This is a genomic window from Gemmiger sp., assembly GCF_057431175.1.
In genome coordinates, this window is the sequence record NZ_DBMDDV010000004.1 from 65173 (window position 1) to 89126 (window position 23954).

General features: G+C 61.4%; 21 protein-coding genes. 6 read left to right on the forward strand and 15 right to left on the reverse strand.

The annotated features are described in order from the left end of the window. Nucleotides 1-20: 20 nt before the first annotated feature. The 9 genes from ACZO0A_RS03005 to ACZO0A_RS03045 all read right to left on the reverse strand — a co-directional run bounded on the left by ACZO0A_RS03005 (nt 21) and on the right by ACZO0A_RS03045 (nt 9833). The gene (locus tag ACZO0A_RS03005) at nt 21-2270 is read right to left on the reverse strand and encodes a DUF2142 domain-containing protein (protein ID WP_302375223.1); all 2250 of its coding nucleotides are present in this window, start codon (nt 2268-2270) and stop codon (nt 21-23) included. 72 nt (nt 2271-2342) lie between these two features. After that, nucleotides 2343-3761, reverse strand: coding sequence for a hypothetical protein (locus tag ACZO0A_RS03010; protein WP_302375222.1), 1419 nt, complete (start codon nt 3759-3761; stop codon nt 2343-2345). Nucleotides 3762-3848: 87 nt separating this feature from the next. Beyond that, the gene (locus tag ACZO0A_RS03015; RefSeq protein ID WP_215691759.1) at nt 3849-4127 is read right to left on the reverse strand and encodes a zinc-ribbon domain containing protein; all 279 of its coding nucleotides are present in this window, start codon (nt 4125-4127) and stop codon (nt 3849-3851) included. 138 nt (nt 4128-4265) lie between these two features. Then, complete coding sequence (locus ACZO0A_RS03020) at nt 4266-4832, reverse strand: sigma-70 family RNA polymerase sigma factor (RefSeq protein ID WP_215691760.1); 567 nt, start codon at nt 4830-4832, stop codon at nt 4266-4268. 234 nt (nt 4833-5066) lie between these two features. Beyond that, nucleotides 5067-6086 (reverse strand): rod shape-determining protein, encoded by a 1020-nt coding sequence (locus ACZO0A_RS03025; protein ID WP_215691761.1) that lies wholly within the window; start codon nt 6084-6086, stop codon nt 5067-5069. Between the two features lie 82 nt (nt 6087-6168). Then, nucleotides 6169-6723 (reverse strand): Maf family protein, encoded by a 555-nt coding sequence (locus ACZO0A_RS03030; protein WP_215691762.1) that lies wholly within the window; start codon nt 6721-6723, stop codon nt 6169-6171. Between the two features lie 73 nt (nt 6724-6796). After that, nucleotides 6797-7240, reverse strand: a complete 444-nt coding sequence (gene dut, locus ACZO0A_RS03035) for a dUTP diphosphatase (RefSeq protein ID WP_302375218.1) — start codon at nt 7238-7240, stop codon at nt 6797-6799. Between the two features lie 149 nt (nt 7241-7389). Next, nucleotides 7390-9465 carry a U32 family peptidase gene (locus tag ACZO0A_RS03040; protein ID WP_302375217.1) on the reverse strand — a complete coding sequence of 692 codons (2076 nt, stop codon included), beginning with the start codon at nt 9463-9465 and terminating at the stop codon, nt 7390-7392. Then, a complete protein-coding gene (locus ACZO0A_RS03045; protein WP_252261468.1) occupies nt 9462-9833 on the reverse strand; it encodes a cell division protein ZapA in 372 nt (123 codons plus the stop codon). The genes ACZO0A_RS03040 and ACZO0A_RS03045 overlap by 4 nt, the downstream gene beginning before the upstream one ends. Nucleotides 9834-10103: 270 nt before the next feature. On the opposite strand from ACZO0A_RS03045, the gene ACZO0A_RS03050 reads away from it, so the two are divergent. From ACZO0A_RS03050 to ACZO0A_RS03065, 4 genes are all read left to right on the forward strand, one after another. Next, nucleotides 10104-12506 (forward strand): glycogen/starch/alpha-glucan phosphorylase, encoded by a 2403-nt coding sequence (locus ACZO0A_RS03050; RefSeq protein WP_486846017.1) that lies wholly within the window; start codon nt 10104-10106, stop codon nt 12504-12506. Between the two features lie 224 nt (nt 12507-12730). Beyond that, nucleotides 12731-14581 (forward strand): glycoside hydrolase family 13 protein, encoded by a 1851-nt coding sequence (locus ACZO0A_RS03055; RefSeq protein ID WP_302375213.1) that lies wholly within the window; start codon nt 12731-12733, stop codon nt 14579-14581. 212 nt (nt 14582-14793) lie between these two features. Continuing rightward, nucleotides 14794-15933, forward strand: coding sequence for a sodium ion-translocating decarboxylase subunit beta (locus ACZO0A_RS03060; RefSeq protein WP_294718099.1), 1140 nt, complete (start codon nt 14794-14796; stop codon nt 15931-15933). Between the two features lie 13 nt (nt 15934-15946). Further along, on the forward strand, nt 15947-16072 hold the full coding sequence (locus ACZO0A_RS03065; RefSeq protein WP_143402655.1) for an OadG-related small transporter subunit: 126 nt from the start codon (nt 15947-15949) through the stop codon (nt 16070-16072). A gap of 69 nt (nt 16073-16141) precedes the next feature. Here ACZO0A_RS03065 and ACZO0A_RS03070 read toward each other — a convergent pair whose 3' ends face one another. The 3 genes from ACZO0A_RS03070 to ACZO0A_RS03080 form a co-directional block, all read right to left on the reverse strand. Next, nucleotides 16142-16987: a DegV family protein gene (locus ACZO0A_RS03070; RefSeq protein ID WP_291231294.1), complete on the reverse strand. Its 846-nt coding sequence runs from the start codon at nt 16985-16987 to the stop codon at nt 16142-16144. A gap of 312 nt (nt 16988-17299) precedes the next feature. Then, nucleotides 17300-18664 (reverse strand): DNA recombination protein RmuC, encoded by a 1365-nt coding sequence (locus ACZO0A_RS03075; protein WP_291231293.1) that lies wholly within the window; start codon nt 18662-18664, stop codon nt 17300-17302. Between the two features lie 9 nt (nt 18665-18673). After that, a complete protein-coding gene (locus ACZO0A_RS03080) occupies nt 18674-19060 on the reverse strand; it encodes a DUF3592 domain-containing protein (RefSeq protein WP_215691771.1) in 387 nt (128 codons plus the stop codon). A 204-nt stretch (nt 19061-19264) separates the two neighbouring features. Here ACZO0A_RS03080 and ACZO0A_RS03085 point away from each other — a divergent pair, with 204 nt between their 5' ends. Together ACZO0A_RS03085 and ACZO0A_RS03090 are read left to right on the forward strand one after the other, a co-directional pair. Further along, nucleotides 19265-19567: a YerC/YecD family TrpR-related protein gene (locus ACZO0A_RS03085; RefSeq protein ID WP_215691772.1), complete on the forward strand. Its 303-nt coding sequence runs from the start codon at nt 19265-19267 to the stop codon at nt 19565-19567. Between the two features lie 12 nt (nt 19568-19579). Further along, nucleotides 19580-20629, forward strand: coding sequence for an aldose epimerase family protein (locus tag ACZO0A_RS03090; RefSeq protein WP_291210784.1), 1050 nt, complete (start codon nt 19580-19582; stop codon nt 20627-20629). An 83-nt stretch (nt 20630-20712) separates the two neighbouring features. Here ACZO0A_RS03090 and ACZO0A_RS03095 read toward each other — a convergent pair whose 3' ends face one another. From ACZO0A_RS03095 to ACZO0A_RS03105, 3 genes are all read right to left on the reverse strand, one after another. Next, nucleotides 20713-21519 (reverse strand): ABC transporter ATP-binding protein, encoded by an 807-nt coding sequence (locus ACZO0A_RS03095; protein ID WP_215691774.1) that lies wholly within the window; start codon nt 21517-21519, stop codon nt 20713-20715. After that, nucleotides 21512-22429 carry an ABC transporter permease gene (locus ACZO0A_RS03100; RefSeq protein ID WP_302375211.1) on the reverse strand — a complete coding sequence of 306 codons (918 nt, stop codon included), beginning with the start codon at nt 22427-22429 and terminating at the stop codon, nt 21512-21514. Before ACZO0A_RS03100 ends, ACZO0A_RS03095 begins: the two co-directional genes overlap by 8 nt. Before the next feature lie 146 nt (nt 22430-22575). Next, entirely contained in the window at nt 22576-23616 is a 1041-nt protein-coding gene (locus ACZO0A_RS03105) for an ABC transporter substrate-binding protein (RefSeq protein ID WP_215691776.1), read from the reverse strand. Between the last annotated feature and the right edge of the window lie 338 nt (nt 23617-23954).

The window sequence follows — 23954 nt, forward strand, 5'->3', positions numbered from 1 at the left end:
TCCTTTTAGAATGGTTTGATTTATGAAACCGGCTGCCAGCTGGCGTACAGGCCAAAGCCTTGCAGCAGGGTCAACAGAGTGCAGGCGGTAACGGCCAGCGCCGCCCCGCGGGAAGTATCGTGCCGCAGCGTAATGTTGCGGCCGCATTTGCAGAGCACCAGCACCAACGGCAGGATGGGCAGCCAGTAGCGGCCCTGCAAGCCAAAAAGCGTTTGGTAGTTGATGGGCGTCCAGTTCAGCGCCACGACGAGCGACGACGCCACGACGCAGAGGATGATGCCCACCACGCCGATCTTGGTGCGGCGGCCCAAGGGGGCGTCCGTCCCCTGCACCGGCAGCGCCGCTGCCAGCAGCGCCAGCACCAGGCCGACGCCCAGCAGCCAGCTGACATCGATGCGGTAGACGATCGGCTCACCCAGCGTCGTGCCCAGGATACCCTGCAGCCAGAGTGCCCCCTGCTCAGGGATCGTGCGCAGCAAGAGCTTCGTCGTGGCGGGCAGGTTGCGGCAGATATAGCCCAGCGAGAAGGTCCAGATGGAATCGCCGTTGGGGTTGGTCATCAGCAGCTGGTCAGGTTCCAGCCCGCCGCCCATGCGGGAAAGGGCAAGCACCCCACCGACGACAGCCAGCACCACCGCGCAGCCCAGGCCGCAGCGGAAGAGGCACAGCTTTTTCGGGTCGGTGTGTACTTTGTCATACAGCCAAAGCACCAGCCCGACCGCAGCGGCCAGCGCCGCGACGCCGACGACGAGCATCGCAAGGCTTATATCGCGGGCAGCGTAGACCAGTTCGCCCAAGTTGGCGGAGATCCACAGGCAACCCGCCAGTATGAGGGCGGCCTCCTGGATCAGCCGCCCGGAGCGCACCCTCGCCCCGAACGGCCCTTTGACAAATTCCGTCGAACCCACGAGATTTTCCACCGGGATAAGGAAGCAGAGCAGCACGACCGGCAGATAAATTGCCTTGGCCGGGCCGACCGCCCCGCCGAGCGCAATGAGCAGGATTTTTTCCCACCACACAGCCCGCTTCCGGCGCAGCCGCAGGCAGAGCGCCATGTAGCAGAACACCATGCCCAGCACCGACGCATCGGGCGAAAGGCTGGCCGCTAATTGCAGCGGCATCGGCAGCAGCGTCACGCAGGCCAGCAGCCCGCGCACCCCCGCCGGGGCCAGCGCCACGGCCAGTACAGCCAGCGTCAGATAGAAAACAAGGTTGAAGATACGGGCCTGGCGCAGCATGACGTAGAAGCTCGCCCCGCTGCTGCGGGCCAGCCGCAGGCCCAGCGCCTGGGGCAGGTAGTTACCACTCCCTTGCCCGGCCTTGGCCGTGCTGGCGGCGGTCAGTTCATCGGGGCCGCCCGGCTCCTGTTCGATGGCCAGCGCCTCGGCCTTGTAGGCGAGAATGCCGATCTCGCCGGTGCGGGTGCCAAAGTAGGGCGCGTCACACTCGCGGACCAGCAGATTGCCGTCGGCATCGGCGGGCTGTTCACCACCCAGGCGGCTGGCAAGCTCATAGGCGGCGGCCAGGTGGGTGTATTCATCGGGGGCGACCAGCGCGGGCGTGACCCGCACAAACGCCAGCCCGCAAAGCAGGCCCGCCACCGCGACCGTGACAGCCAGCGGCAGCTGCAAGCCCGCCAACAGCACGGCGGCAAAGGCGCCCCCCGCCAGCAGCGGGGCCAGCTCGTTGGCCAACTGCGTCGGCCAGCTGCCGGAGTAATCGGTCATATATTGCAGCGCCAGCGTGGCGTTCTGGCTTTTGCCGTCGGCGGTCAGCGGCAGGTCCTTCACCGCCGTCTCGCTGGCCCAGAGGCCCAGCGGGCCTTCCCACTCCACGGCGTTATAAATGTGCAGATAGACCGTCTCGGCCTGCTCCGCCGTGTAGGGGGCACCGAAGGAAAACCCGGTAAAGTTATCGTCAAACACGTTGGCATAATTGCCCGCAGCCTGGCGCAGCTCATTCCCGGCGGCATCGCACAGATCGACCATGACCATGCCCGCGCGGTAGAGCTGCCCGTGGGTGCTGAACCGCAGCCGCACGCCGTAGAGCGGCTCCCCGGCTTGCAGGGGAATGGCTTGGTCAAATCCTTCCTCGGGCAGGTCGATGACCTGGGTGTAGTCATCGTTGACGATCTCATAGACCGGCTGGTTGCCGACCCGCAGCTGCAGGTCGTACCCGACCCAGCGGCAGAGCAGCCAGACCGCAGCCGCCGCCAGCACTGCAGCCGCGATACTGCCGACGACGCGGCGCAGGGAGAGTTGTTTTTTCATAAGCACAATGCCTTTCTGGCAGGATGTACAGGAATCAGTGTTATTATACAGCATATAGGCAAAAAACGCAAATCACCGCTGCAGCTGATAGAGATACCAAGTCACTTCACCCTCGCCGCCGTTGTAGCTGCACTGGTCGATGACCTTGTACTGCGGGAAATCGCCGCCCAAATCACCGGTCAGCGCGGCGACATAGCCAACTGCGCTGTTCACCAGCACGGCCTGCTGGTCACTCCACTGGTCGTCCAGCGGCATATTCGTCACGCAGAAATACTTGCAGGGCGGAAGCACCCCCGCCGTCGCGTAAAAGCCACCGTCCAGCGTGCCGTAGTTGAGCAGCGATGCACCGTTGATTTTCGCAGCAAAGCGAGTCTGGGGCATCGTATCGGCATCACGGAACCGCAAGGCGCGGTTGGGGCTGAAGGCAAAGCACCAGGCCGCCCCCGCTGCCAGCCACAGAAGGCCACAATTTCTGCGCGTGCCCCAAAGCGCCGCCAGCGGCACGATACCCAACGGCGCGAACACGGCCAGCACAAGGCCGTAGTAGACGAGGTAGCCGCCCATCAGGCTTGTAAGCGCCAGCCCCGCAGCCAGGGCGGCCATAGCCGCCACCGCGCTGGGCTTGCGCGCCGCTGCGGCCCAGATCAAAAACATTGCCAGCAGCACCGCCGCAGGCAGGGCGTCCCGCACAGCCCACCAAAGGTGCTGGGCCAAAGCCAGTGCACCGCCGCTCTCTCCTTTATAAAGGAAGAGGTTATCATAAAAGTAGCAGGTGAACCAGTCCCCCAGCGCACTGTTTACGCCGAAGTAGATGACCCACGGCAGGGTCGCCAGCGCCATGCCGCCGAGGTAGGCGGCCACGCTTTTGCCCAGCTGTGCCGCCCGCCCGCGCCACAGGTAGACGACGGCCAGCACCACCACCCAGGCGAGGTAGAACCCCAGCACCGTATACTTGAGCCAGAGGGCACATCCGGCCAGAAAACCGTGCAGCGCCACGGTGCGCAGCGGCATCGGGTGGGTGTCCTGCAGCGTTTTCACCGCACCGTACAGCGCAAACGCCAGAAACGGCAGCAGCAGTTCCTCGGCGCTGCCGCCGTGGGCAAAGGCCCGGCTGGCGGCAATGCCCGCCGCGGGCAGCATGGTCCAGGCCGGGTGCAGTGCCCGCCCGGCCAGCAGTTCCGCTGTGCGCAGACCGCAGTGCAAAAAAAACGCAAAAGCGATGATTTCCACCACCAGCACCCCGGTGAAGCCGGTATAGTCTATCAGCGATGCAAGACCGTACAAGAAGTACAGCACCGGGCCTTTGTGGTCGAACACATCCCGATAAAGCACCTTGCCGCGGAACATCGACTTGCCCATCGTGAAAAAGATGTTCGCGTCCATCCAGTCGTTGAGGACGTAGAGCGGCGAGGATTTGCTGCACAGCACCAGGGCAATGGCTGCGATACCCACCAGCCACGCCGCGCGCCGTGCGTTTTGTTTTGTAAGCATAATCAGACCCTTAACAACAAACCACGCCCCGGCGGTAAGGCCGGGGCGCGGAATGGAACAATTCAACTATTTACACAAGCGCGTAAATCAGCCGTTCTCCTTCATCTTAGCGAAGCACTCGCTGCAGTAGACCGGGCGGTCCTCACGAGGCTGGAAGGGAACCTTGCAGGCCTTGCCACAGCTGGCGCAGGTTGCGTCGAACATCTGGCGCTCACCGCGGGTTGCGTTCTTGCGGGCATCGCGGCAGGGCTTGCAGCGCTGGGGCTGGTTCTCAAAACCACGGCTGGCGTAGAACTCCTGCTCGCCGGCGGTCCAAACGAACTCCTTGCCGCAATCCTTGCATACCAAAGTCTTGTCTTCGAACATAGTGGGTATCTCCTCTGTGTTTATTTTGCCCGCGGAAGAATCTAAAACAACGCATATGGAATGGACCAACTGAACTGATTTTAGGCGCTACTGGGGGCAGATTGATATATGATGCAGGCAAATCACCTGAATCCAAAGTTAGGGGCCGCCGCGCAGCTTGCGGCGGGCGCGGGCCAGGGCATTGGCCACATTTTTGGCGGGCAGGCCCAATTCCTGCGCGGTCTGCGCGGGGGTCTTGCCCTCCAGCCCGGCCATGATAACGCGGCGTTCCAGCACGGAAAGTTCCGTCTGCATCCGGCGCATCGTGTCGGCATATTGTTCGCCGGAAATCGCGATCTCTTCAGGACCCGGGCGGGTGTCGGTGCTTTCCTCGGCGTCGGGCAGGGGCACGCTGTAATTCAGCGGCGCGTGCTTTTTGCGCAGCGCGGCTTTGCGGGCGTCCTGCTGGGCGTGGCGGATGCTGGCCGCCGCATAGGCGGTGAAAGTCTCGCCGCTGGCAGCATCGAACCCGCGCACTGCGTGGAACAGGCCGATCAGCCCTTCCTGTACAGCATCCTCAAAGTCAAGCCCCGGGGCGGTGCAGGCCGCCGCGCCGCTGCGGATGGCCGGCATCATGCGGGCAATCAGCGCAGCAAGCGCATTTTCGTCCCCCTGCTGTGCGCGCACAGGCAGGTCTTGCTCGATCGTGGTCTTGGGCAGCGGCATGGACTTTTCCTCCGGGAAGATGCGAACAATTTAATAATAGCGGGAAACTGCGCATTTGTCAATGTTTTTTTCGTCGGTTCGGCAGGAAAAAGGAAAGGCTTCCCCCCTTAGGGGGAAGCTGGCCGCGAAGCGGACTGATGAGGGGCAGGTTTGCCATTATTGCGCTATAACGGCAACACCGCCCCTCATCCGGCCCGCGGGCCACCTTCTTCCCAGGGGAGAAGGCTGGAGATTTTACAGATAGCTCATCTCTTCTTTCCGTCGCCCGGCCAGGTCGGGGTTATCCAGCACGGCACCGGCGCCCAGGGCCACACAGTCCAGTGGGCTTTCGGCAATGTGGACATCGATGCCGGTCTCGTTCTGGATCAGCGTATCCAGCCCGCGCAGCAGCGCACCGCCGCCCGAGAGCATGATGCCCCGGTCGATGATATCACTGGACAGTTCCGGCGGCGTGCATTCCAGTGTGTCCTTGATGGCCTCGACAATGCGCAGCAGACATTCACTCATGGCGTCGCGGACTTCCTCGGACCGGATCAGGATATCCTTCGGCAGGCCGTCCACGAGGTTGCGGCCTTTGATCTCCATGCTGGTTTCCGGGTCCTGCGGGCAGGCAGAGCCGATCTCGATTTTGATCTGCTCGGCCGTGCGCTCGCCCACCAGGAGGTTATACTTGCGCTTGATGAAGGCAATGATGCTCTGATCCAGCGCGTCGCCCGCGCAGCGCACGCTGCGGCTGGCCACGATGCCCGACAGGCTGATGACCGCCACTTCCGCCGTGCCGCCGCCGATATCCACGATCATGCTGCCAACAGCGTCAGTGGTGGGCAGCCCGCTGCCGATGGCAGCGGCCATGGGTTCCTCAATGACTGTGACCTGGCGTGCGCCCGCCTTGGCTGCTGCCTGGCGCACGGCGCGGCGCTCGACCTCGGTGACGCCGGACGGCACGCAGATGACCACCCGGGGATGGGCAAAAATGCTGTTGCCGCAGGCCTGGCGGATGAAGCTTTGCAGCATGGCTGCGGTGATGTCGAAATCGGCAATGACGCCGTCCTTCAGCGGACGCACGGCCACGATGGACCCGGGTGCGCGGCCGATGACAGCCTTTGCCTCATGCCCGACGCTGCGCACCCGCAGTTCGTCGCTGCGCGGGTCGACGGCGACGACGCTTGGCTCCCGCATGATGATGCCCCGGCCCTTCATGTAGACCAGCGTGTTGGCGGTGCCCAGATCAATGCCGATATCCTTGGTAAACATAGCGTGTATTCTCCCGAAAAAGCGTGTAAAAATGTTGCAGAACTTACCCATACAGTCTCCCCCATTCCGGGGCTGTGCGGGTTTACTGAAATTCGCGCAGCAGTTGTGCCGTGCGGTGGACCGGCAGCCCCATGATGTTGTAGTAGCACCCTTCGATGCCCGCGCACCACAGCGCCGCGTGCCCCTGGATGGCATAGGCCCCGGCCTTATCGTAGGGTTCCGGCGTGCGGACATAAATCCGCAGGTCGTCCTCCTCGATGGACGAAAAATGGACGGATGTTGTCTCCACCGTAGCGGCAGCGCGGCGGCCCCGGCAGATGCAGACGCCAGTATGTACGCGGTGCGCACGACCTGACAGGGCGCGCAGCATCCGCACGGCGTCGGCCTCGTCTTTCGGCTTGCCGAACACTTCGCCCTCGCACTCGACCACCGTGTCAAAACCGCAGACGATATCGTCGGGGTGTTCCTCGGCCACAGCGCGGGCCTTGGCGGTAGCCAGGGCCTTGGCCAGGTGTGCCGGGGAGTCCGCGGCAATTTTCGTCTCGTCGACGTCGCTGGTGATAACGGTATAGTCCGGCGTGATAAGGCTCATCAGTTCCCGCCGACGCGGGCTGCCGGATGCAAGGATCAAAGCCATGGGGTGCTTCCTTTCTGGTTTATTATAGTAGGAGTTGGATGTCGAAGTGTGGCAAAGTGGGGGTGGAAAATTATTATTTTCCGGTCGACCCAAAGCCGCCGGCACCGCGCCGGGTGTCGGTCAGCTCGTCGGCAGAGGTGAAGGCTGCCTGCCAGACCGGGGCAATGCAGAGCTGGGCCACGCGCTCGCCGGGCTGGATGGTGTAGGGTTCGTTGGACAGATTCACCATCGGCACGCGGAGTTCGCCGCGGTAGTCGCTGTCAATGACGCCGACGCCGTTTGCCATGCACAGGCCGTGCTTGATGGACAGGCCGCTGCGGGCATAGACGAGGGCGACGCACTCGGGGCCGGGCAGCTCGATGGCAAGGCCGGTGGGTACGAGGGTACGCTGCATGGGCGCCAGCGTCAGCGGTTCATCCAGCACCGCGCACAGATCGGCCGCCGCCGCACCAGGGGTGGCGTAGGTTGGCACGACCGCGCGGGGATCGAGTTTTTTATATTTTACAATAGGGGTCATGGGAACCTCCAAAAAAGATAATAGATAAAAGATAAGAGATAAAAAAGCAGGTGGATCGCGGCACTGTGCGACGCTCAAAATTTTGTTTTTGCCCCGCAGGCAAAAACTCCACATCATTTATTATCTAGTATCTAGTATCTTTTATCTATTTAATTATTCGTATAGTATAGCCCTCTCGTAAACTCATTGTCAAACGGGCGAGCGTCCAAAAGCATTGCCAAAATCTGGGAAACGCGTGCCGGGGTCTCGATGGTAAAGGCGGCAACCGCCACATCCACCGGCATTTCGGACAGGCGCTCACCCATATAAAGCGGCACAGGGTTGTACACCGTGCGCACACCCGCCCCGCCGGGGGCCGAGCAGGTCACGGTGAAGTCGCGGCCCTTGCGGTCGCGCAGCGTGCCGCCGCCCTGGCATTTGCCGCAGTCCCGCACGTTGCGCAGCGGACACGCCCGGGTCAGCATCAGCGGCAGGTGGCCGTAGCACAGCGCCGCCGTGGGCACGCCCGGAGCCACAGCCTGCATGGCCGTCAGTGCGGTCTCGGGCTGCAACAGCATCCCCTCGATGCCCAGGCTCTTATACCGCGCGGCGCTCATCGGGTTCGTCACGTTCAGACCCAGGCCTCCGTACAGCGTCCAGCCGTCGGTGTAGCGCAGCTGTGCGGGGTTATTGACCACCGCGCCCGCAAAACCTGCATCCTGCAAGGCGTCCAGCCGGGCGGCGGTTTTTTGTTCCAGCTTGCCGAACATGACGCGGGGCAGTTCCAGCAGCGTTTTCTCCCGCCATGCCTCGGGGATGCTCTCGGCCTCGGCAATCGGGAAAATCAGGTATTTCAGCTTTTCCACAGCATCCGCCGGGCACTGGGCCGCATTGGCAAACCGCGCGGCCAGTGCCGGGGCCTGCCCGACCGTGTGCGCCGGGTAGGCGGGCAGCGTGATATTCTGCGTGGCGTGGGGCCGGACTTCGCTGCGCTTTTCCAGCAGCTTGTCCAGCGCTTCGCGGCGCAGCTCGTTCCAGGCAGAACCGGGCAGAAAGCCTAAGCCCCCCTCCCCTGCTTCGGTGCGCAGGTCGGCCATGACAAAGGGCGTGCCGCCGGTCTTGCCCAGCGCACGCTCAATGCCGGGCAGCGGGTCCTTCTGGGCAGGCTGCGGCTCATCGGCGCTGTACACGACCGCCTTATGGCCGTCGTCGTCCCAGGCCGTCAGCTTGATGCCGCCGTCCTCGACGCCGCCGCTGACCTCGTAATGCACCGGCACGCGCTGCAATTCACGGCGGAACAGCTCGCGGGCCTTGGGCGTCGCTGCGCGGGTCGCCGCGGCGTCCGCCTCGGTGCGCACGCCGAACATTTTGCCGTCGTTGCGGTTCGTCAGGTAGCCGTCCGTGAAACCAGAGCGGGAGAAGATATCCCGCACGAGCTTTTCATCGTAAGGCTGGCCCGCGCAGACCGCACGGCAGGCCGTGACGACCGCCGCCGCATACTCCGGCGTGCGCAGGCGGCCCTCAATTTTCACACTGGCGACACCCGCGTCCATCAGCTCCCGCAAGTGCGGGATGTAGTCCATATCTTTCAGGCTCAAATGGCAGGCCTTGCCGGGCTGGCCGGGTTTCAGGCCTGCGCTGGCGTCAAAGGGCAGGCGGCAGGGCCCGGCGCAGGCGCCCCGGTTGCCGCTGCGGCCGCCCAAAAAGGCGCTCATCATGCACTGGCCGGACACACTCATGCAGAGTGCGCCGTGGACGAACACCTCCACCTCAATGGGGCTGGCTTCGCAGACGGCGCGGATTTCATCGATGGACAGCTCCCGCGCGAGAATGACGCGGTCATACCCCAGGGCGGCCAACTCTTTGGCCCCTTCCGGCGTGTGGACGCTCATCTGGGTCGAGCCGTGCAGGTGCAGCGTCGGTGCAATGCTCTTGACCAGCTGCGCCGTGGCAAGGTCATCGGCAATTACGGCATCCGCGCCCGCTTCGGCCACAGCCCGCACCGCGTCGGCCAGGCCCGCCAGTTCGCGGTCATAGACCAGCGTGTTCAGCGTGACATGGACCTTGACGCCGCGCGCATGGCAGAAGGCCACAGCCGCCCGCAGTTCATCGGGGGTAAAGTTGCCCGCCGTGCGGCGTGCATTAAAGCCCGTCAGCCCCAGATAAACAGCATCAGCGCCGCTGAAAACAGCGGCGCCAAGCATTTCGCGGTTGCCTGCCGGGGCCAGGATCTCCGGGCGGCTCATTCGTCCTCCACCGGGAACTGGCTGCGGCGCAGGCGGCGTTCCAGCTCATCGATGCGGCGCTTCAGTGAGGCATTCTCACGGCGGGCTTCCTCGGCAGCCATCTTGGCGCTGGCCGCGTCCTCGAGATAATCCTTGATCTGACGGCGCATATTGTCCGCGCTGCCGCTGGCCTTTTCCAGCTCGTCGCGGTAGTTCAGCGCCGTCATGACCGCCGCCGTGGTGATAGACACAGAGTTCGAGGACGCCATCAGCTCGTTCATGTCCAGGTTCAGCCTATCGGCGAGGTTCTGCATATAGTCCTCGCTCTCGCTCGTGTTGACTACATAGCTGGACCCGCAGATGTTCAGCCGCACTTTTGAGGTAGCCATACCCATAATCATACTCCTTCCGATCCTGCCTGTGCCCGGCTTTGGAGGCCCGAGCGCATAAATCCACAATTATTATAATACAAATCGGCGGTTTACAAAAGCCCTTTTTGAGGAAAATGTATAAAAAAGATGCAAACGGGCAATTTTCCCTTGCGCAATGAGCCAAATATCGTTATAATCAATAGTGTGGTTTATTGACCCCACCCAAAAACAGTCGCAAGAATCTGTTATCCCAGTGATTTTATCACAGCGAAGAAGGAGAGAACGATTTTGAAATACACAAAGCGTGAATTTGAGAAGCTGCTCAAAGATAAGCTGATGAGCGAGTGCAACGTCACTTTGGACACTGCCTCTGCTGACCAGATTTATCGCTGCCTGGCTATGATCACCCGCCAGATCATGTCCGACCACCAGAAGCAGTTCCAGTCCAAGGTCCTGGGCGAGGGCAAAAAGCAGGTCTACTACCTCTGCATGGAGTTCCTGATGGGCCGCAGCCTGCGCACCAGCCTGTTCAACCTTGGTCTGAACGAGGTTGCCGAGAGCGTGCTGGCTGACGCCGACATCAAGATCGACACCATCTACGACCAGGAGCCGGACGCAGGCCTGGGCAACGGCGGTCTGGGCCGCCTGGCCGCCTGCTATCTGGACGGCATGGCTACCGACTGCATCCCCGGCACCGGCTATTCCATCCTGTACGAGTACGGCATCTTCAAGCAGAAGATCGTCGATGGCTGGCAGCAGGAGACCGCTGACAACTGGCTGCCCGGCGGCCAGGTCTGGATCAAGAGCCACCCCGACCAGGCGCAGGAGATCCGCTTTGACGGCCAGGCCATCGAGACCTGGGAGGGCGGCTTCCATCACGTCAAGTACGAGAACTACAATTCCGTCATCGCCGTGCCCAACGATATGTACGTAGCCGGTTACGGTTCCAACGGCGTTTCCAAGCTGCGTCTGTGGCAGGCAAAGGCCCCCAGCTTTGATATGAGCAGCTTCAACGCCGGCAACTACAACACGGCCATCAGCCGGTCTGCCTCTGCCGAGCTGATCTCCAAGATCCTCTACCCCAACGACAACCACACCGAGGGTAAGATCCTGCGTCTGCGCCAGCAGTATTTCTTCTCTGCTGCGTCCATCGCGGATATCCTGCAGAACCACCTGAACCAGTACGGCACGCTGGACAACCTGGCCGACAAGGTCAGCATCCAGCTGAACGATACCCACCCGACCGTTGCCATCCCCGAGATGATGCGCATTCTGCTGGACGAGTGCAGCTATGAGTGGGACGCCGCCTTTGACATCTGCCGCAAGGTGTTCGCCTACACGAACCACACCGTCATGAGCGAGGCTCTCGAGAAGTGGAACGCCGATATCTTCCGCTCTACGCTGCCCCGTATCTGGCAGATCGTCTGTGAGATGGACCGCCGCTGCCGCGCCGACCTGGCAAAGGCCTTCCCCGGCGACCAGGGCAAGATCGACTATATGGCCATCATCGGCGACAACCAGGTCCGCACCGCCAACATCTGCGCCTACACCTGCCACGCCATCAACGGCGTTTCCAAGCTGCACAGCGAGATCATCAAGGACAGCGTGTTCCATGATTACTTTCTGTACAAGCCGCAGGCGTTCAAGAACGTCACCAACGGCATCGCTTACCGCCGCTGGCTGCTCTGCTCCAACCCCGGCCTGACCAAGCTGCTGGAGGAGACCATCGGCGACGGCTTCAAGACCGATGCCTCCGAGCTGAAGAAGCTGGAGAAATTTGTGGACGACAAGACCGTGCAGGCTGCCGCCGCCAAGGTCAAGCGCGAGAACAAGGTCATCTTTGCGAACTACCTGCAGAAGGCTACCGGCCAGGTCATCGACCCCGATTCCATCTTTGACTGCCAGGTCAAGCGTATGCACGAGTACAAGCGTCAGCACCTGAACGCCCTGAACATCGCCGCTGAGTACCTGTACCTGAAGAACAACCCCAACGCCGAGTTCACCCCCAAAACCTACATCTTCGGCGCAAAGGCTGCCCCCGGCTACTACATGGCCAAGCAGATGATCCGCATGATCTGCAAGCTGGGCAAGATGATCGACGAAGATCCCGCTGTCCGCGGCAAGCTGCGCATCGTCTACCTCGAAGATTACTGCGTCAGCCTGTCCGAGCGCCTGATGCCCGCCTCCGAAGTGTCCGAGCAGATTTCCTTGGCCGGCACCGAGGCTTCCGGCACCGGCAACATGAAGTTCATGCTGAACGGTGCGATCACGCTGGGCACGCTGGACGGCGCGAACGTCGAGATCGCCGATGCCGCCGGCCACGAGAACGAGATCATCTTCGGTATGCTGACCCCCGAGGTCAACGCGCTGAAGGGCATGGGCTACCACCCGAACGCCTTTATCAACGGCGACAACACCGCGATGGCTGTGCTGGACTTCCTGGAGAAGGGCTGGAACGGCGAGAACTTCAGCGAGGTCACGAGCAACCTGCGCAACTCCGACCCGTACATGGTCATGGCGGACTTCAAGGATTACCGCCGTGCCCAGCACGATCTGCAGGAACTGTACCGCGACAAGCAGAAGTGGAACCACATGAGCCTGATGAATATTTCCAACGCGGGCATCTTCAGCGCCGACCGTTCCATCATGGACTATGCGCGTGACATCTGGGGCGCCACTCCTGTCAAATAATTTCGTTACTTGATTTTTGGCCGTGCCCTTCACAGGGCACGGCCTTTTGCATAGGCTTCCCCCATTGGGGGGAAGCTGTCTGCGAAGCAGACTGATGAGGGGCGGCCTTGCCGCTGCTGCCCACTACCGGGTTCCCACGCCAAACGCGCCCCTCATCCGGCCCTCCGGGCCACCTTCTCCCCCAGGGGAGAAGGCTTTACGCTAACGTAAAGGGGGAGACTTTTATGTCTCACACTTTTTATAACAGTTTAGATACTGCCTGCAAATCCCCGTTCGGGGCAATTCCCGCCGGGCAGGCTGTGACTTTCAACCTGACAGTGCCCGAGGATCTTGGCTATGTGGACCCGCATCTGGTTCTGACGAAGGATCGTGAAAACCCGGTACACTACCGCATGGAGTTCACCGGTCAGACGCCCCGGGTCAACCACTTCACGCTGACCGTCACACCCACCACATCGGGGCTGTACTTCTACCATTTTGACCTGTACACTGATTTCCGCCGTATCTACCGCACGCCGGGCGGCGAAGGGGTGCTCAGCTGGACCGAAGGGCAGGAATGGCAGCTGACCGTGTATGAGCCGGACTTCAAAACGCCGGACTGGCTAAAAAACGGCACGATGTATCAAATTTTCCCCGACCGTTTCTGCGAAGGAAAGCCCAACAAGGAGATGCCCTTTGCCGACCGCATCTACCGCGCCGACAAGACCGGCGAGCCGTATTTCTGGCCCACCGAGCAGGACGAGGGCTACCTGAATATGGACTACTACGGCGGTGACTTTGCGGGCATCCAGCAAAAGCTGCCGTATCTGCGTGATTTAGGCGTCACCTGCATCTACTTGAACCCGATTTTTGAGGCCCATGCCAACCACCGCTACAACACGGCCGACTACCTGAAAGCCGACCCGCTGCTGGGCACGAACGAGGAGTTCAGCGCCCTCTGCCTGGCTGCTGCCCGGGAGGGCATCCGCATTATTTTGGACGGCGTGTTCAGCCACACGGGGTCAGACTCCCGCTACTTCAACCGCGAGGGCCGCTACGGCCCGGGCGGCGCGTACCGCGACCGCAACTCGCCTTACCGTAGCTGGTACGACTTTGACTCGGGCTATCCCTGCGGCTACCGCAGCTGGTGGGGCTTTGAGACACTGCCCGAGGTGCAGGAGGATTCGCCCTCCTATGTAGATTTTATCTGCGGCAAGGGCGGCGTCATCGATACTTGGCTGAACCTGGGCGCTTCGGGCTTCCGGCTGGATGTAGCCGACGAGCTGCCCGATGATTTCATTGAAAAAATCCGCACTGCCGTCAAATCCCACGGCGACGACAAGCTGCTTCTGGGCGAAGTGTGGGAGGACGCGACCACGAAGGAAGCCTTCGGCCAGCGCCGTACCTACCTGCGCGGGCGCGGACTGGACGCCGTGATGAACTATCCCTTCCGCAATGCGGCGCTGGACTACCTGCACGGCGGCGACGTGGCCGCTGTGGCCGATGCCCTGATGCAAATTTGCGAGAACTATCCTGCCCCGGCGCTGGACTGTGCCATGAATTTCCTGTCCACCCACGACACTGAGCGCGCCATCACCGCCATTGCGGGCGAGCCCTGCAACGGCCGCGACCGCTGCTGGCAGAGCAAGCGCTGCATCCCCGCCGACAAAATGGACGATGCTGTGCGCAAACTGCTGTTGGGGTATGCGATGATCTTCACGCTGCCCGGCGTACCCTGCGTCTACTACGGCGACGAGATCGCCATGCAGGGCTACCGCGACCCCTTCAACCGCGCATTCTTTGACTGGAACTCCACCGAGCAGCGGCTGCGCGGCCCCATCAAGACGCTGGCCGCTCTGCGCCGCAGCTGTGACGCCTTCGACGGCGGGCGGCTGGAAATTGTCCGCGCCGAGGGGGATGTACTGCACTACCGCCGCGTCGGCAAGACCCAGACGGCAGAGATCATCCTGAACCGCGGACCGCACCTCCTCGCCGAGGAGGCCTTCGGCAAGAACACCGAGGTCAACCCCGGCGGCTTCACGGTGCTGGTCGAGGACAATGAGCCCGAGCATGTGGGGTATTTTTCGGTATATTGAGCAAATTCCCCTTGCATTTTCCGCGCCCCTATGCTATAATCCACTCAAGGTAAAAGGGAGTAAGGGACGCGCCGCCGCGCGTTGTATCGCTTCGTCACCACGGACTTTGGCCCCGGGGCATACTGAAACACTGAGACTTTTGCCGCAGACTTTTTCTGCGGCAGGGGTCTCTTTTTTTGCTCCCTGCCGCCCACGATTCGGGAGGGTCCTGTATGCAATTTCTCCAAACCTTTGCCGGGCTGTTCGCCAACCTCGGCAACCTCACCTGGCAGATGGTGGTCATGTGGGTCATCGGCGGCCTGCTGATCTACCTTGCCATCGCCAAAAAGATGGAGCCGAGCCTGCTGCTGCCCATGGGCTTCGGTGCCATCCTCGTCAACTTGCCGCTGTCCGGTGCCATCACACAGGGCGAAACCGTTGGCCCTGTCAACGCGCTTTTTGACGCCGGTATGTCCAACGAGCTGTTCCCGTTGCTGCTCTTTATCGGCATCGGCGCGATGATCGATTTTGGCCCGCTGCTGGAAAAGCCGTGGCTCATGCTGTTCGGTGCGGCGGCGCAGTTCGGCATTTTTGTCACACTTGTGCTGGCGGGGCTGTTCTTTGACCTGCCCGACGCGGCGTCCATCGCGGTCATCGGCGCGGCGGACGGCCCGACGGCTATCTTCGTGGCGAACACACTGGGCAGCAAATACCTGGGTGCTATCATGGTGGCGGCCTACAGCTATATGGCGCTGGTCCCCATCGTGCAGCCGCCGGTCATCCGCCTGTGCACAACGAAAAAAGAGCGGCTGATCCGGATGCCGTACCAGAAGGGCAATGTCAGCAAAATCACCAAAATTTTGTTCCCGATTGTGGTCACTATGCTGGCCGGATTGGTAGCCCCCGCCAGCGTGGCGCTGGTCGGCTTCCTCATGTTCGGCAACCTGCTGCGCGAGTGCGGTGTGCTGAACGCCCTGTCTGAGACGGCACAAAACGTGCTGGCAAATCTTATCACGATCGTGCTGGGCCTGACCGTAGCCGGGCAGATGACCGCAGACAAGTTTGTGCAGCCCGACACGCTGCTGATCCTGGCGCTGGGTCTGGTCGCATTTATTTTTGACACCGCCGGCGGCGTTTTCTTCGCCAAGCTGTTGAATTTGTTCCTGCCCGAGGGCAAGAAGCTGAACCCGATGATCGGCGCGGCGGGCATCTCCGCCTTCCCGATGAGCGGCCGTGTTGTCAACCAGATGGGCTTGGCCGAGGACAACCAGAATTTCCTGCTGATGTACTCGATCAGTGTCAACGTCTCGGGCCAGATCGCGTCGGTCATTGCCGGCGGGCTGATTTTGACCCTGATGAACGGTTATGTATAAGGAGGCTTGCGCCATGTCAACTGCTCTGCTGCCCGTCACCCTCTCGATGCTCTGCGCCGGTATGGCGGGGATTTTCCTCGTCCTCGGTGTCCTCGTGCTGGGGGTGTATGCACTGAATAAGTTTTTCAGCGGAAAATAAAAAAGCTTCTCCGAATGGAGAAGCTCAACTTACAGGGGCGGGCATGGCTCGCCCCTGCATTTTATTTTATTACTCCTTCGCTACAAACACCACACCGACCACGCCGGGACCGACATGGGTGCCGATGGTGGGGCCAAGCTGGGCCACACGGCCGCCGGTCAGTTGGAGATTCTGGTGCATGTAATGGTGTACCGGTGCAATAAGCTGCTTGTTATCGCTGTAGAGCAGCGTATAGCCGTAGCGCGGGTCAACACCGCCGAGCGCGTCCAGCTGCTTGAACATGGCGACCAGCGCACCGGGGCGGCCGCGGCCCTTGTCCACCAACTTGATGGCACCGTCCTGCAGGGCCAGCACCGGCTTGATGCCGAGTGCGCCGCCCACCAGCGCCACCGCTGCCGGCAGCCGGCCGCCCTTCTGCAGATGCTTGAGGCTGTCCACCACGGCAACGATGCGCACCCGCTTCTTGAACTGTTCCAGCACAGCGGCGATCTCCTCCGCCGTCAGGCCCTCCTCATCACGCAGGCGCACCGCCTCACGGACGAGCAGCGCCTCAGCCTGCGAAGCCGCTTCGGAGTCTACGATATGCGCCTGCAGGCCGACATCGGCGGCGGCCAGATGCGCGCACTGGTAGGTGCCGGACAGCTTCTGGCCGATGGTGATCACAAGAACCTCATCCCCCGCCGCGGCGGCGTCCTCATACACCTGCATAAAGCTGGCCGGACTGGGCTGGCTTGTGCGGGGCAGCTTGCTGTCCTCTGCCAGACGGACGAAAAATTCATCCTTCGTCATCGTGCCGTCATCAAGCTGGGTGGTGCCGTCTGCAAAGGTGACAGACAGCGGCACGACAAAGATGCCGGGGAGGGACAGCTCCGCCGCGGTCAAATCGGCGGCGGAATCAGTAACAATACGGATCATGGCAGTAACTCCTTTATGGGCGTGCGGCAGCGCCGCATGTTGTTGACTGTTCAATAACTTATTCAGTATACCACAGCGCACCCGCCGTGTAAAGTGGGCAGCGGCATAGAAAAAGCCCCCTTGCGGGGGCGGATTCTGGCAAAAATGACGACGTGGAATGGATTTGTAGGAGCCAGACATATCCGGCTCTCATCTTGAAGGCAGACGGTCGTTTGCGGGGAAGTTGCGGGCCGCATATATGCGGCCCCTACCGGACGCCGTTTGTTTGAACCGAGCAATAACGGCACTCAGTCCCATAGGGATACTCCTCCCCTACTCCTCGATGCCCAATAGCGCTGTGGCCGTATCCGGGTCAAGCTGCTGCACCGACTCCAGCTTGCGGGTGATGGCGCGGCTGCGGGGGCCGATGAGTTCTTCCAGGTCAGAGCCAGTCTGGTTCAGGTGGCGCTGCATCTGCTGCAGGCCCGCGCCGAACTTTTCAAACTCGGTCTTGACCGCACCCAAGATCGTCCAGACCTCGCCGGAGCGCTTCTGGATGGCCAGCGTGCGGAAGCCCATCTGCAGGGCGTTGAGCAGCGCCGCCATGGTGGAGGGACCTGCAACCGTGATCTGATACTCGCGCTGCAGCAGTTCAGTCACACCGCTGGAGACGACCTCGGCATACAGCCCCTCAAACGGCAGGAACAGGATGCCGAAGCTGGTGGTGTAGGGTACCTCAATGTACTTGTCATGGATATCCTTTGCCTCGGCGCGCAGGACGTTATTCAGTGCCTTGCGCATAGCGGCCACGGCGGCCGCATCGCCCCGCTCCTGCGCTGCCTGCAAATGGGCGTAGGTATCGCCGGGGAATTTCGCGTCGATGGGCAGCCAGACCGTGCCGCTCTGGCCCGGCAGCTTGACGGCATACTCCACGCGGTTGGCACTGCCCGGCACGGTCGCCACATTGCAGGCATACTGGCCGGGGGCCAGAATCTGCTCCAAAATCGCGCCGAGCTGCACTTCGCCCAGGATGCCGCGGGTCTTGACGCCGGAGAGCACCTGCTTCAGGCTGCCCACATCGGCGGCCAAATTCTGCATCTCGCCCAGGCCCTTGTAGACCTGTTCCAGCTGGGCGCTGACCGTCTTGAACGAATCGTTGATGCGCTGCTGCAAGGTGTCCTGCAGCTTTTCTTCGACGGTACCGCGAATTTCGTCCAGCTTTTTGTTGTTGTCGGCGCGGATGGTGTTCAAGCCCTGCACCACCGCGCCGCGCACGCTGTCCATCCGCACGGCGTTGGAATCTTCCAGGTTTTTCAACCGCGTTTCCATCATTGTCAGCTGGGCCAGCAGGGCGTCGTTGGCAGCCTTCTGGCGGGCAGCCCCGGCGCGGTCGATAGCCTCCAGCCGTGCGGTATTGGTGGCCGCACTCTGGCGCTGGTTCTCGGCCAGCACGGCGGAGAAATCCCGCAGTGTGGCGCTGGTGGTGCGGGCGCTCTCCCCCTGCATGGCGCGCAGCTGCTCGGCCAGTAGGTCCGTCTCGCTTTGCAGCACCGGGGTCATGGCGCGGACAAAGTCGTCCGCCGTGTCAATTTTCTGCTGTGTTTCGTTGTTTTTTTGCAGTACCTTTGCCAGAATGACCGCCAGCAGGATATCCCCCGCCACGGCCAGCGCCAACAGCACATACAGTATCCATTCCATGCTCCGCCCTCACCGTATCAGCAGCAGCGCCGCACCGATGACGGCCAGCACCGCCGAGAAGATCTCCGTCTCCCAGCTTTTGCGCTCGACACAGCGGGCGTTGGGGTTGTACCAGACCTGGATTGCCTTGCCCACGGTCTTGTCATGCTTGAACCAGAAGGAGTCGTTCGTTTCCAGCTCCAACCGCTGGCCGTTGGCGTGCAGTTCCACTAAGTAGCGGTAGCCGCCCGCGCTGCGGTTGGGGCTGGTGGAGGCTGCCTTGCGGCATTCCAGCACGCGGGCAGGCAGCAGCGCCGCCCCGCGCACGGTGCGGTATTTTTCCACAATCGCGGCGGCCGCCAGTGCAAAAAGCGCAGCGCCAAGGATGCGGTAGATGATAAGCAATGTTGTTGGCATAGTTTTCTCCCTCTGTTTTGGTATTTCTATGATACAACATTTTGGTGTTAAATGCAAGCTATTCTTTTTATATTTTATGACGCTTTCACGCTTTAGCGTATTGACTTGATTGGTCAAATTTGCTAGAATGTAGAGAGATAGACCCCGAAACGAATGCAAATTTTACAAAGAAAGAGGTCGGCGCATCCCCTGCGCCACTACGCTATGCAACAAAATGAACGTAATACCGCCCTGTATGAGGCGATCCTGCGGCTGAACACGCTGGATGAGTGCATCCGCTTTTTTGACGACCTGTGCGCCGTGACCGAGCTGCGCACGATGGAGCAGCGCTACGCTGTGGCCGGCTGCCTGTTGCAGGGCAAGGTGTACAGCGAAATCCGCCGCGAGACCGGCGCATCCAGCGCCACCGTCAGCCGCGTGAACCGCATGCTGAACTACGGCACCGGCAGCGTGGCCGAGAGCGTGCGCGAGGACCTGGCCGCCCAGGGTATTGCCACCGAAAAGTAAGGAGGTTCCCGTATGTCTGTTTCGATCCGTGATTTCGGCAAGTCCACCACCGGCGAGACCGTCAAGCTGGCCGTGCTGAAAAATGACTTTATCGAGGTGCAGCTGCTGAGTTATGCCGCCATTATTCATCGTATCATCGTGCCGGACCGCAAGGGCAATCCGGTGGATGTGGTGCTGGGCTACGGCACTGCCGCCGACTACGAGCTGAATACCGACAGCATGGGGGCCGCCGTGGGCCGCTTTGCCAACCGTATTGCGGGGGCGCAGTTCCCCCTGTATGAGGAGATCGTCCATGTGACGGCAAATCAGCACGGGAACTGCCTACACAGCGGCCTGCACGGGTTCAGCCACTCGATGTTTGATGTGGAGCTGACCCCTGGCGAGACCGACAGCGTGACGATGACCGCCGTCAGCCCCGCGGGCACCGACGGCTTTCCCGGCAACATGACGTTGACCATCCAGTACAGCCTGGCAAAGAGCGGGCTGGTCATCCGCTATGGGGCCACCACTGATGCGCCCACCGTCTGCAATATGACGAATCACAGTTATTTTAACCTGAACGGCCACGCCAGCGGCAGCGCCCTGGGCCACCGCCTGACCATTGACGCCGACTATTATCTTGAGGCCGACCCGTACAGCATCCCCACCGGGCGCAAGCTGCCGGTGGAGGGCACGCCGATGGATTTTACCGAGGAAAAGACCCTGGGTCTGGACATTGGCGCTGACTTTGCCCCGCTGAAGGAATGCAGCGGCTACGACCAGTGCTACATCATCCGGGACAGCGGCCTGCGCCACGCGGCCTGGGCCGTCGGCCCCGAGACCGGCATCCGCATGGAGGTACTGACCACCCTGCCCGGTATGCACTTGTATTCGGCCAACTTCCTGGCACCGGTCACGGATGGCAAGGACGGCGCACACTACGCCGCCCGGGACGCCGTCTGCTTTGAGACGGAGGACTTTCCCGACGCACCGAACCACCCGAACTTCCCGGACACGACGCTGCTGCCGGACCAGCCGTACAGCTCCACGACGATTTATCGGTTTGATATTGCGCCGATGTAAGAACACAAAAGGCTTTTCCCTCGGGGGAAGCCTTTTGCGTAGAAATACCGCCCTGCGCGAGAATTTCGTGCAGGGCGGTATTTTTATGCCTCTTTACTCAACAAAATTCTGTCATTATCCAGCGCATGGCCGACGTTCTCGGCAAAGCGGTCCAGCAGACCGTCCACGGTGGTGTGGGCGCGCTCCTCGCCGCCGATGTCCAACACGATGTGGCCATGGTCCATCATCAATGTACGGTTGCCCAGGGTCAGCGCGTCGTGCATATTGTGGGTGATCATCAGGCAGGTCAGGTGGTTTTCGGCCACGATCTTTTTCGTCAGTTTCAGCACCTTGTCCGCCGTGGCGGGATCCAGGGCGGCGGTGTGCTCGTCCAGCAGCAGCAGTTTCGGCGTGACCAGCGTGGCCATCAGCAGGGTCAATGCCTGGCGCTGGCCGCCGGACAGCAGGCCCACCGGCTGCTTCATCCGGTCCTCCAGGCCAAGGCCCAGCTCGGAGAGTTTTTCCGCAAAGAGGTCGCGGTCCTTCTTCGTGATGCGGGAGAAGGGCGACGTGTGCCCCGATGCCCGCAGGAAGGCCAGCGCAAGGTTTTCCTCAATGGTCATATGCGGGGCCGTGCCGCGCAACGGGTCCTGGAACATCCGACCGATGGCCTTGGAGCGCTTGTAGTCTGGCAAAAAGGTGATATCTTTGCCCGCCAGCGTGATGGTGCCAGTGTCGGCGATGAACTCGCCCGCAATGGCGTTGAACAGCGTGGATTTGCCCGCGCCGTTGGAGCCGACGATGGTGGCAAAGTCACCGTCGTCGAGGTGAAGGTTCACGCCTTCCAGCGCGATCTTCTCATTGACGGTGCCGGGGTTGAACGTTTTGCCGATGTTTTTCAGTTCAAGCATGGCGGGCACCTTCTTTCTCGGCGTTGGCACGGCGGCGGCGGAAAGCCGCCTTGGACCGGATGGCGGGCGCAGCGATGGCCAGCGCCACGATGACGGCGGAAATCAGTTTCAGACACTCTGACGGGACGTTGGCACGCAGGGCCAGCGCAATGATGAAACGGTAGATAACGCTGCCGATAACGGCAGCCACAGCCTTGACCCACATACCGCTGCGGCCAAACAGCGTCTCGCCGATGATGAGGGACGCCAGGCCGATGACGACCATGCCGGTACCGAGGTTGATATCCGCCGAGCGCTGATACTGGGCCAGCACCGCGCCAGACAGGGCGGTCATGGCGTTGGAGATGCAGAGACCTACCGTGATGGTGAACGCCGTGTTGATGGAGGATGCGCGGACCATGTCCGGGTTGTCGCCGGTGGCCCGGATGGACAGGCCCATCCGAGTGCCGAGGAACAGGATGAGCAGCACGCAGACCACAACTGTGACAAGGGCCGCCACCAGCAACTTATAGGGTGCATTCTCGCCGAGGATGCTCTGCGCCACGGTGAAGATCGTGGTTGTTTTCAACATAGGTACGTTGGAAGAAAACCCCATAACCGCCAGGTTGACGGTGTACAGCCCTGTGTTGGTGATGATGCCCGCCAGAATGGACGGCACCGCCAGCCGCGTTTGCAGAAACGCCGTGACGAACCCGGCCGCCGCACCGGCCAGCAGCGCCAGCGGCAGACCCAGGAACGGATGGCCCGCCACCGCGGCGGTAGCCGAAACAGCGCAGCCCAGGGTGAATGCGCCGTCGGTGGTCATATCGGCGATGTTCAGCACGCGGAAGCTGAGGAACAGCGCCAGGGCAACCAGCGCGTAGATAAAGCCCAGCTCCAGTGCATTCAGCACGGTGGCAACGGTAAACATAGGGTAGCTTCCTCTCTAAAAGTAATGGTACAGTCTATTATACAACAATGTAGGGGCGGATTCCATATCCGCCCGCGGGACGCTGCGGCTGCGCAGGCATCCCGGGCGCATATAGAATGCGCCCCTACGGTCTCTTCCCGGAGGGTTTATTCCGCCGTGGTGACCTCAACGACCTGACCGGCCAGATCGTTGAAGGCGCTGTAATCGATGCCCAGGGCGTCGGCGGTCTCGGTGTTGACGGTGATGATGCCGCCGTCCATGACGTGGTACTCAGGCACGGTGCCGGTCTCGAGGATATCGAGGGCCATGTCGGCGGTGTAGGTGCCAAGCTCGGTGTAGTTGACGCCGCAGGTGGCGAACGCGCCGGCCGTGACGAAGCTGTCCGCACCGGTATAGAATGGGATGCCGCCCTTGGTCAGTGTCTCGGAGACAGCGGCGGCAGCGGCCATGACGACGTTATCGGTCGGGGTAAAGACGGCGTCGACCTGGCCCACCATGCTGGACGCGGCGGTCATGATCTCATCGTTGGTGTTGCCTGTCTTTTCGACGTAGGCAATGCCCTTGGCATCGAGGTAAGCCTTGGCTTCGGCAATGGGGGTCGTGGAGTTGGCTTCAGAGTTGGAGTAGAGCAGGCCGACGGTCTGGATGTCAGGCTGGACGGCAAACATCATATCCATGATGGACTGGGTGTTCAGCGCGTCGGAAGTGCCGGTGACGTAGTCGATATCGGTCAGATCCGCGGCGGCGGGGTCAGAGATGGCGGCGTAGATGACCGGGGTCTTGGTGCTCTCAGCAGCGGTGGCCATGCACTGGGCAGCCAGCGTTGCAATGGGGATGATGGCGTCGTAGCCGTCAGAGACGACCTGGGTGCCGATCTGGTTCAGCGTCGTGGCGTCGTTCTGGCCGTTGAAGTCCTTGTACTCAATGGTGATGCCCTTCTCGGCGGCCTTGGCGTCCAGCTCGGCCTCGACGGCGGTGCGGATCTCGTCCAGGCTGGCGTGGTCGAGCTGCTGCACCACGGCGATCTTGTAGCTCTTGGCGTCGGTAGTGGCTTCAGCGGCGGTGCTCTCGGTGGAGACGGCGGCGGAGGAGGAAGCGGCGGTGGAGGTGGTATCAGCGGTGGAACCACAGGCGGCCAGGCTGGTCATCATAGCGGCAGCGGACAGAACAGCAACGAACTTTTTCATGGTAAACTCTCCTTTATTTGTAAAACAGGTAATGTTGTAGTTGCAGGGGCGGTCATTGACCGCCTGCGGGCGAATAGGTCTGCGGACTTATTTTACAAATTCAGGCTTGCCATCGCTCTTTCATCAGGTCTATCTTCATGTTTCCCTCTCCTCTCAAAGTTGAAAAACAAAACTGCCCTTGCACAGAATTTCTCCTGTGCAAGGGCAGATAAAACAAATCTGTGGTGCCACCTTGCTTGCCGTGCATAGTATAAAAACACGGCCACTCCGTAGGGAACCAACATTCCCCTGCTCTATAACGGGAGCACCCGGCGCTGGATACTGGGAGCGAGGCTCCT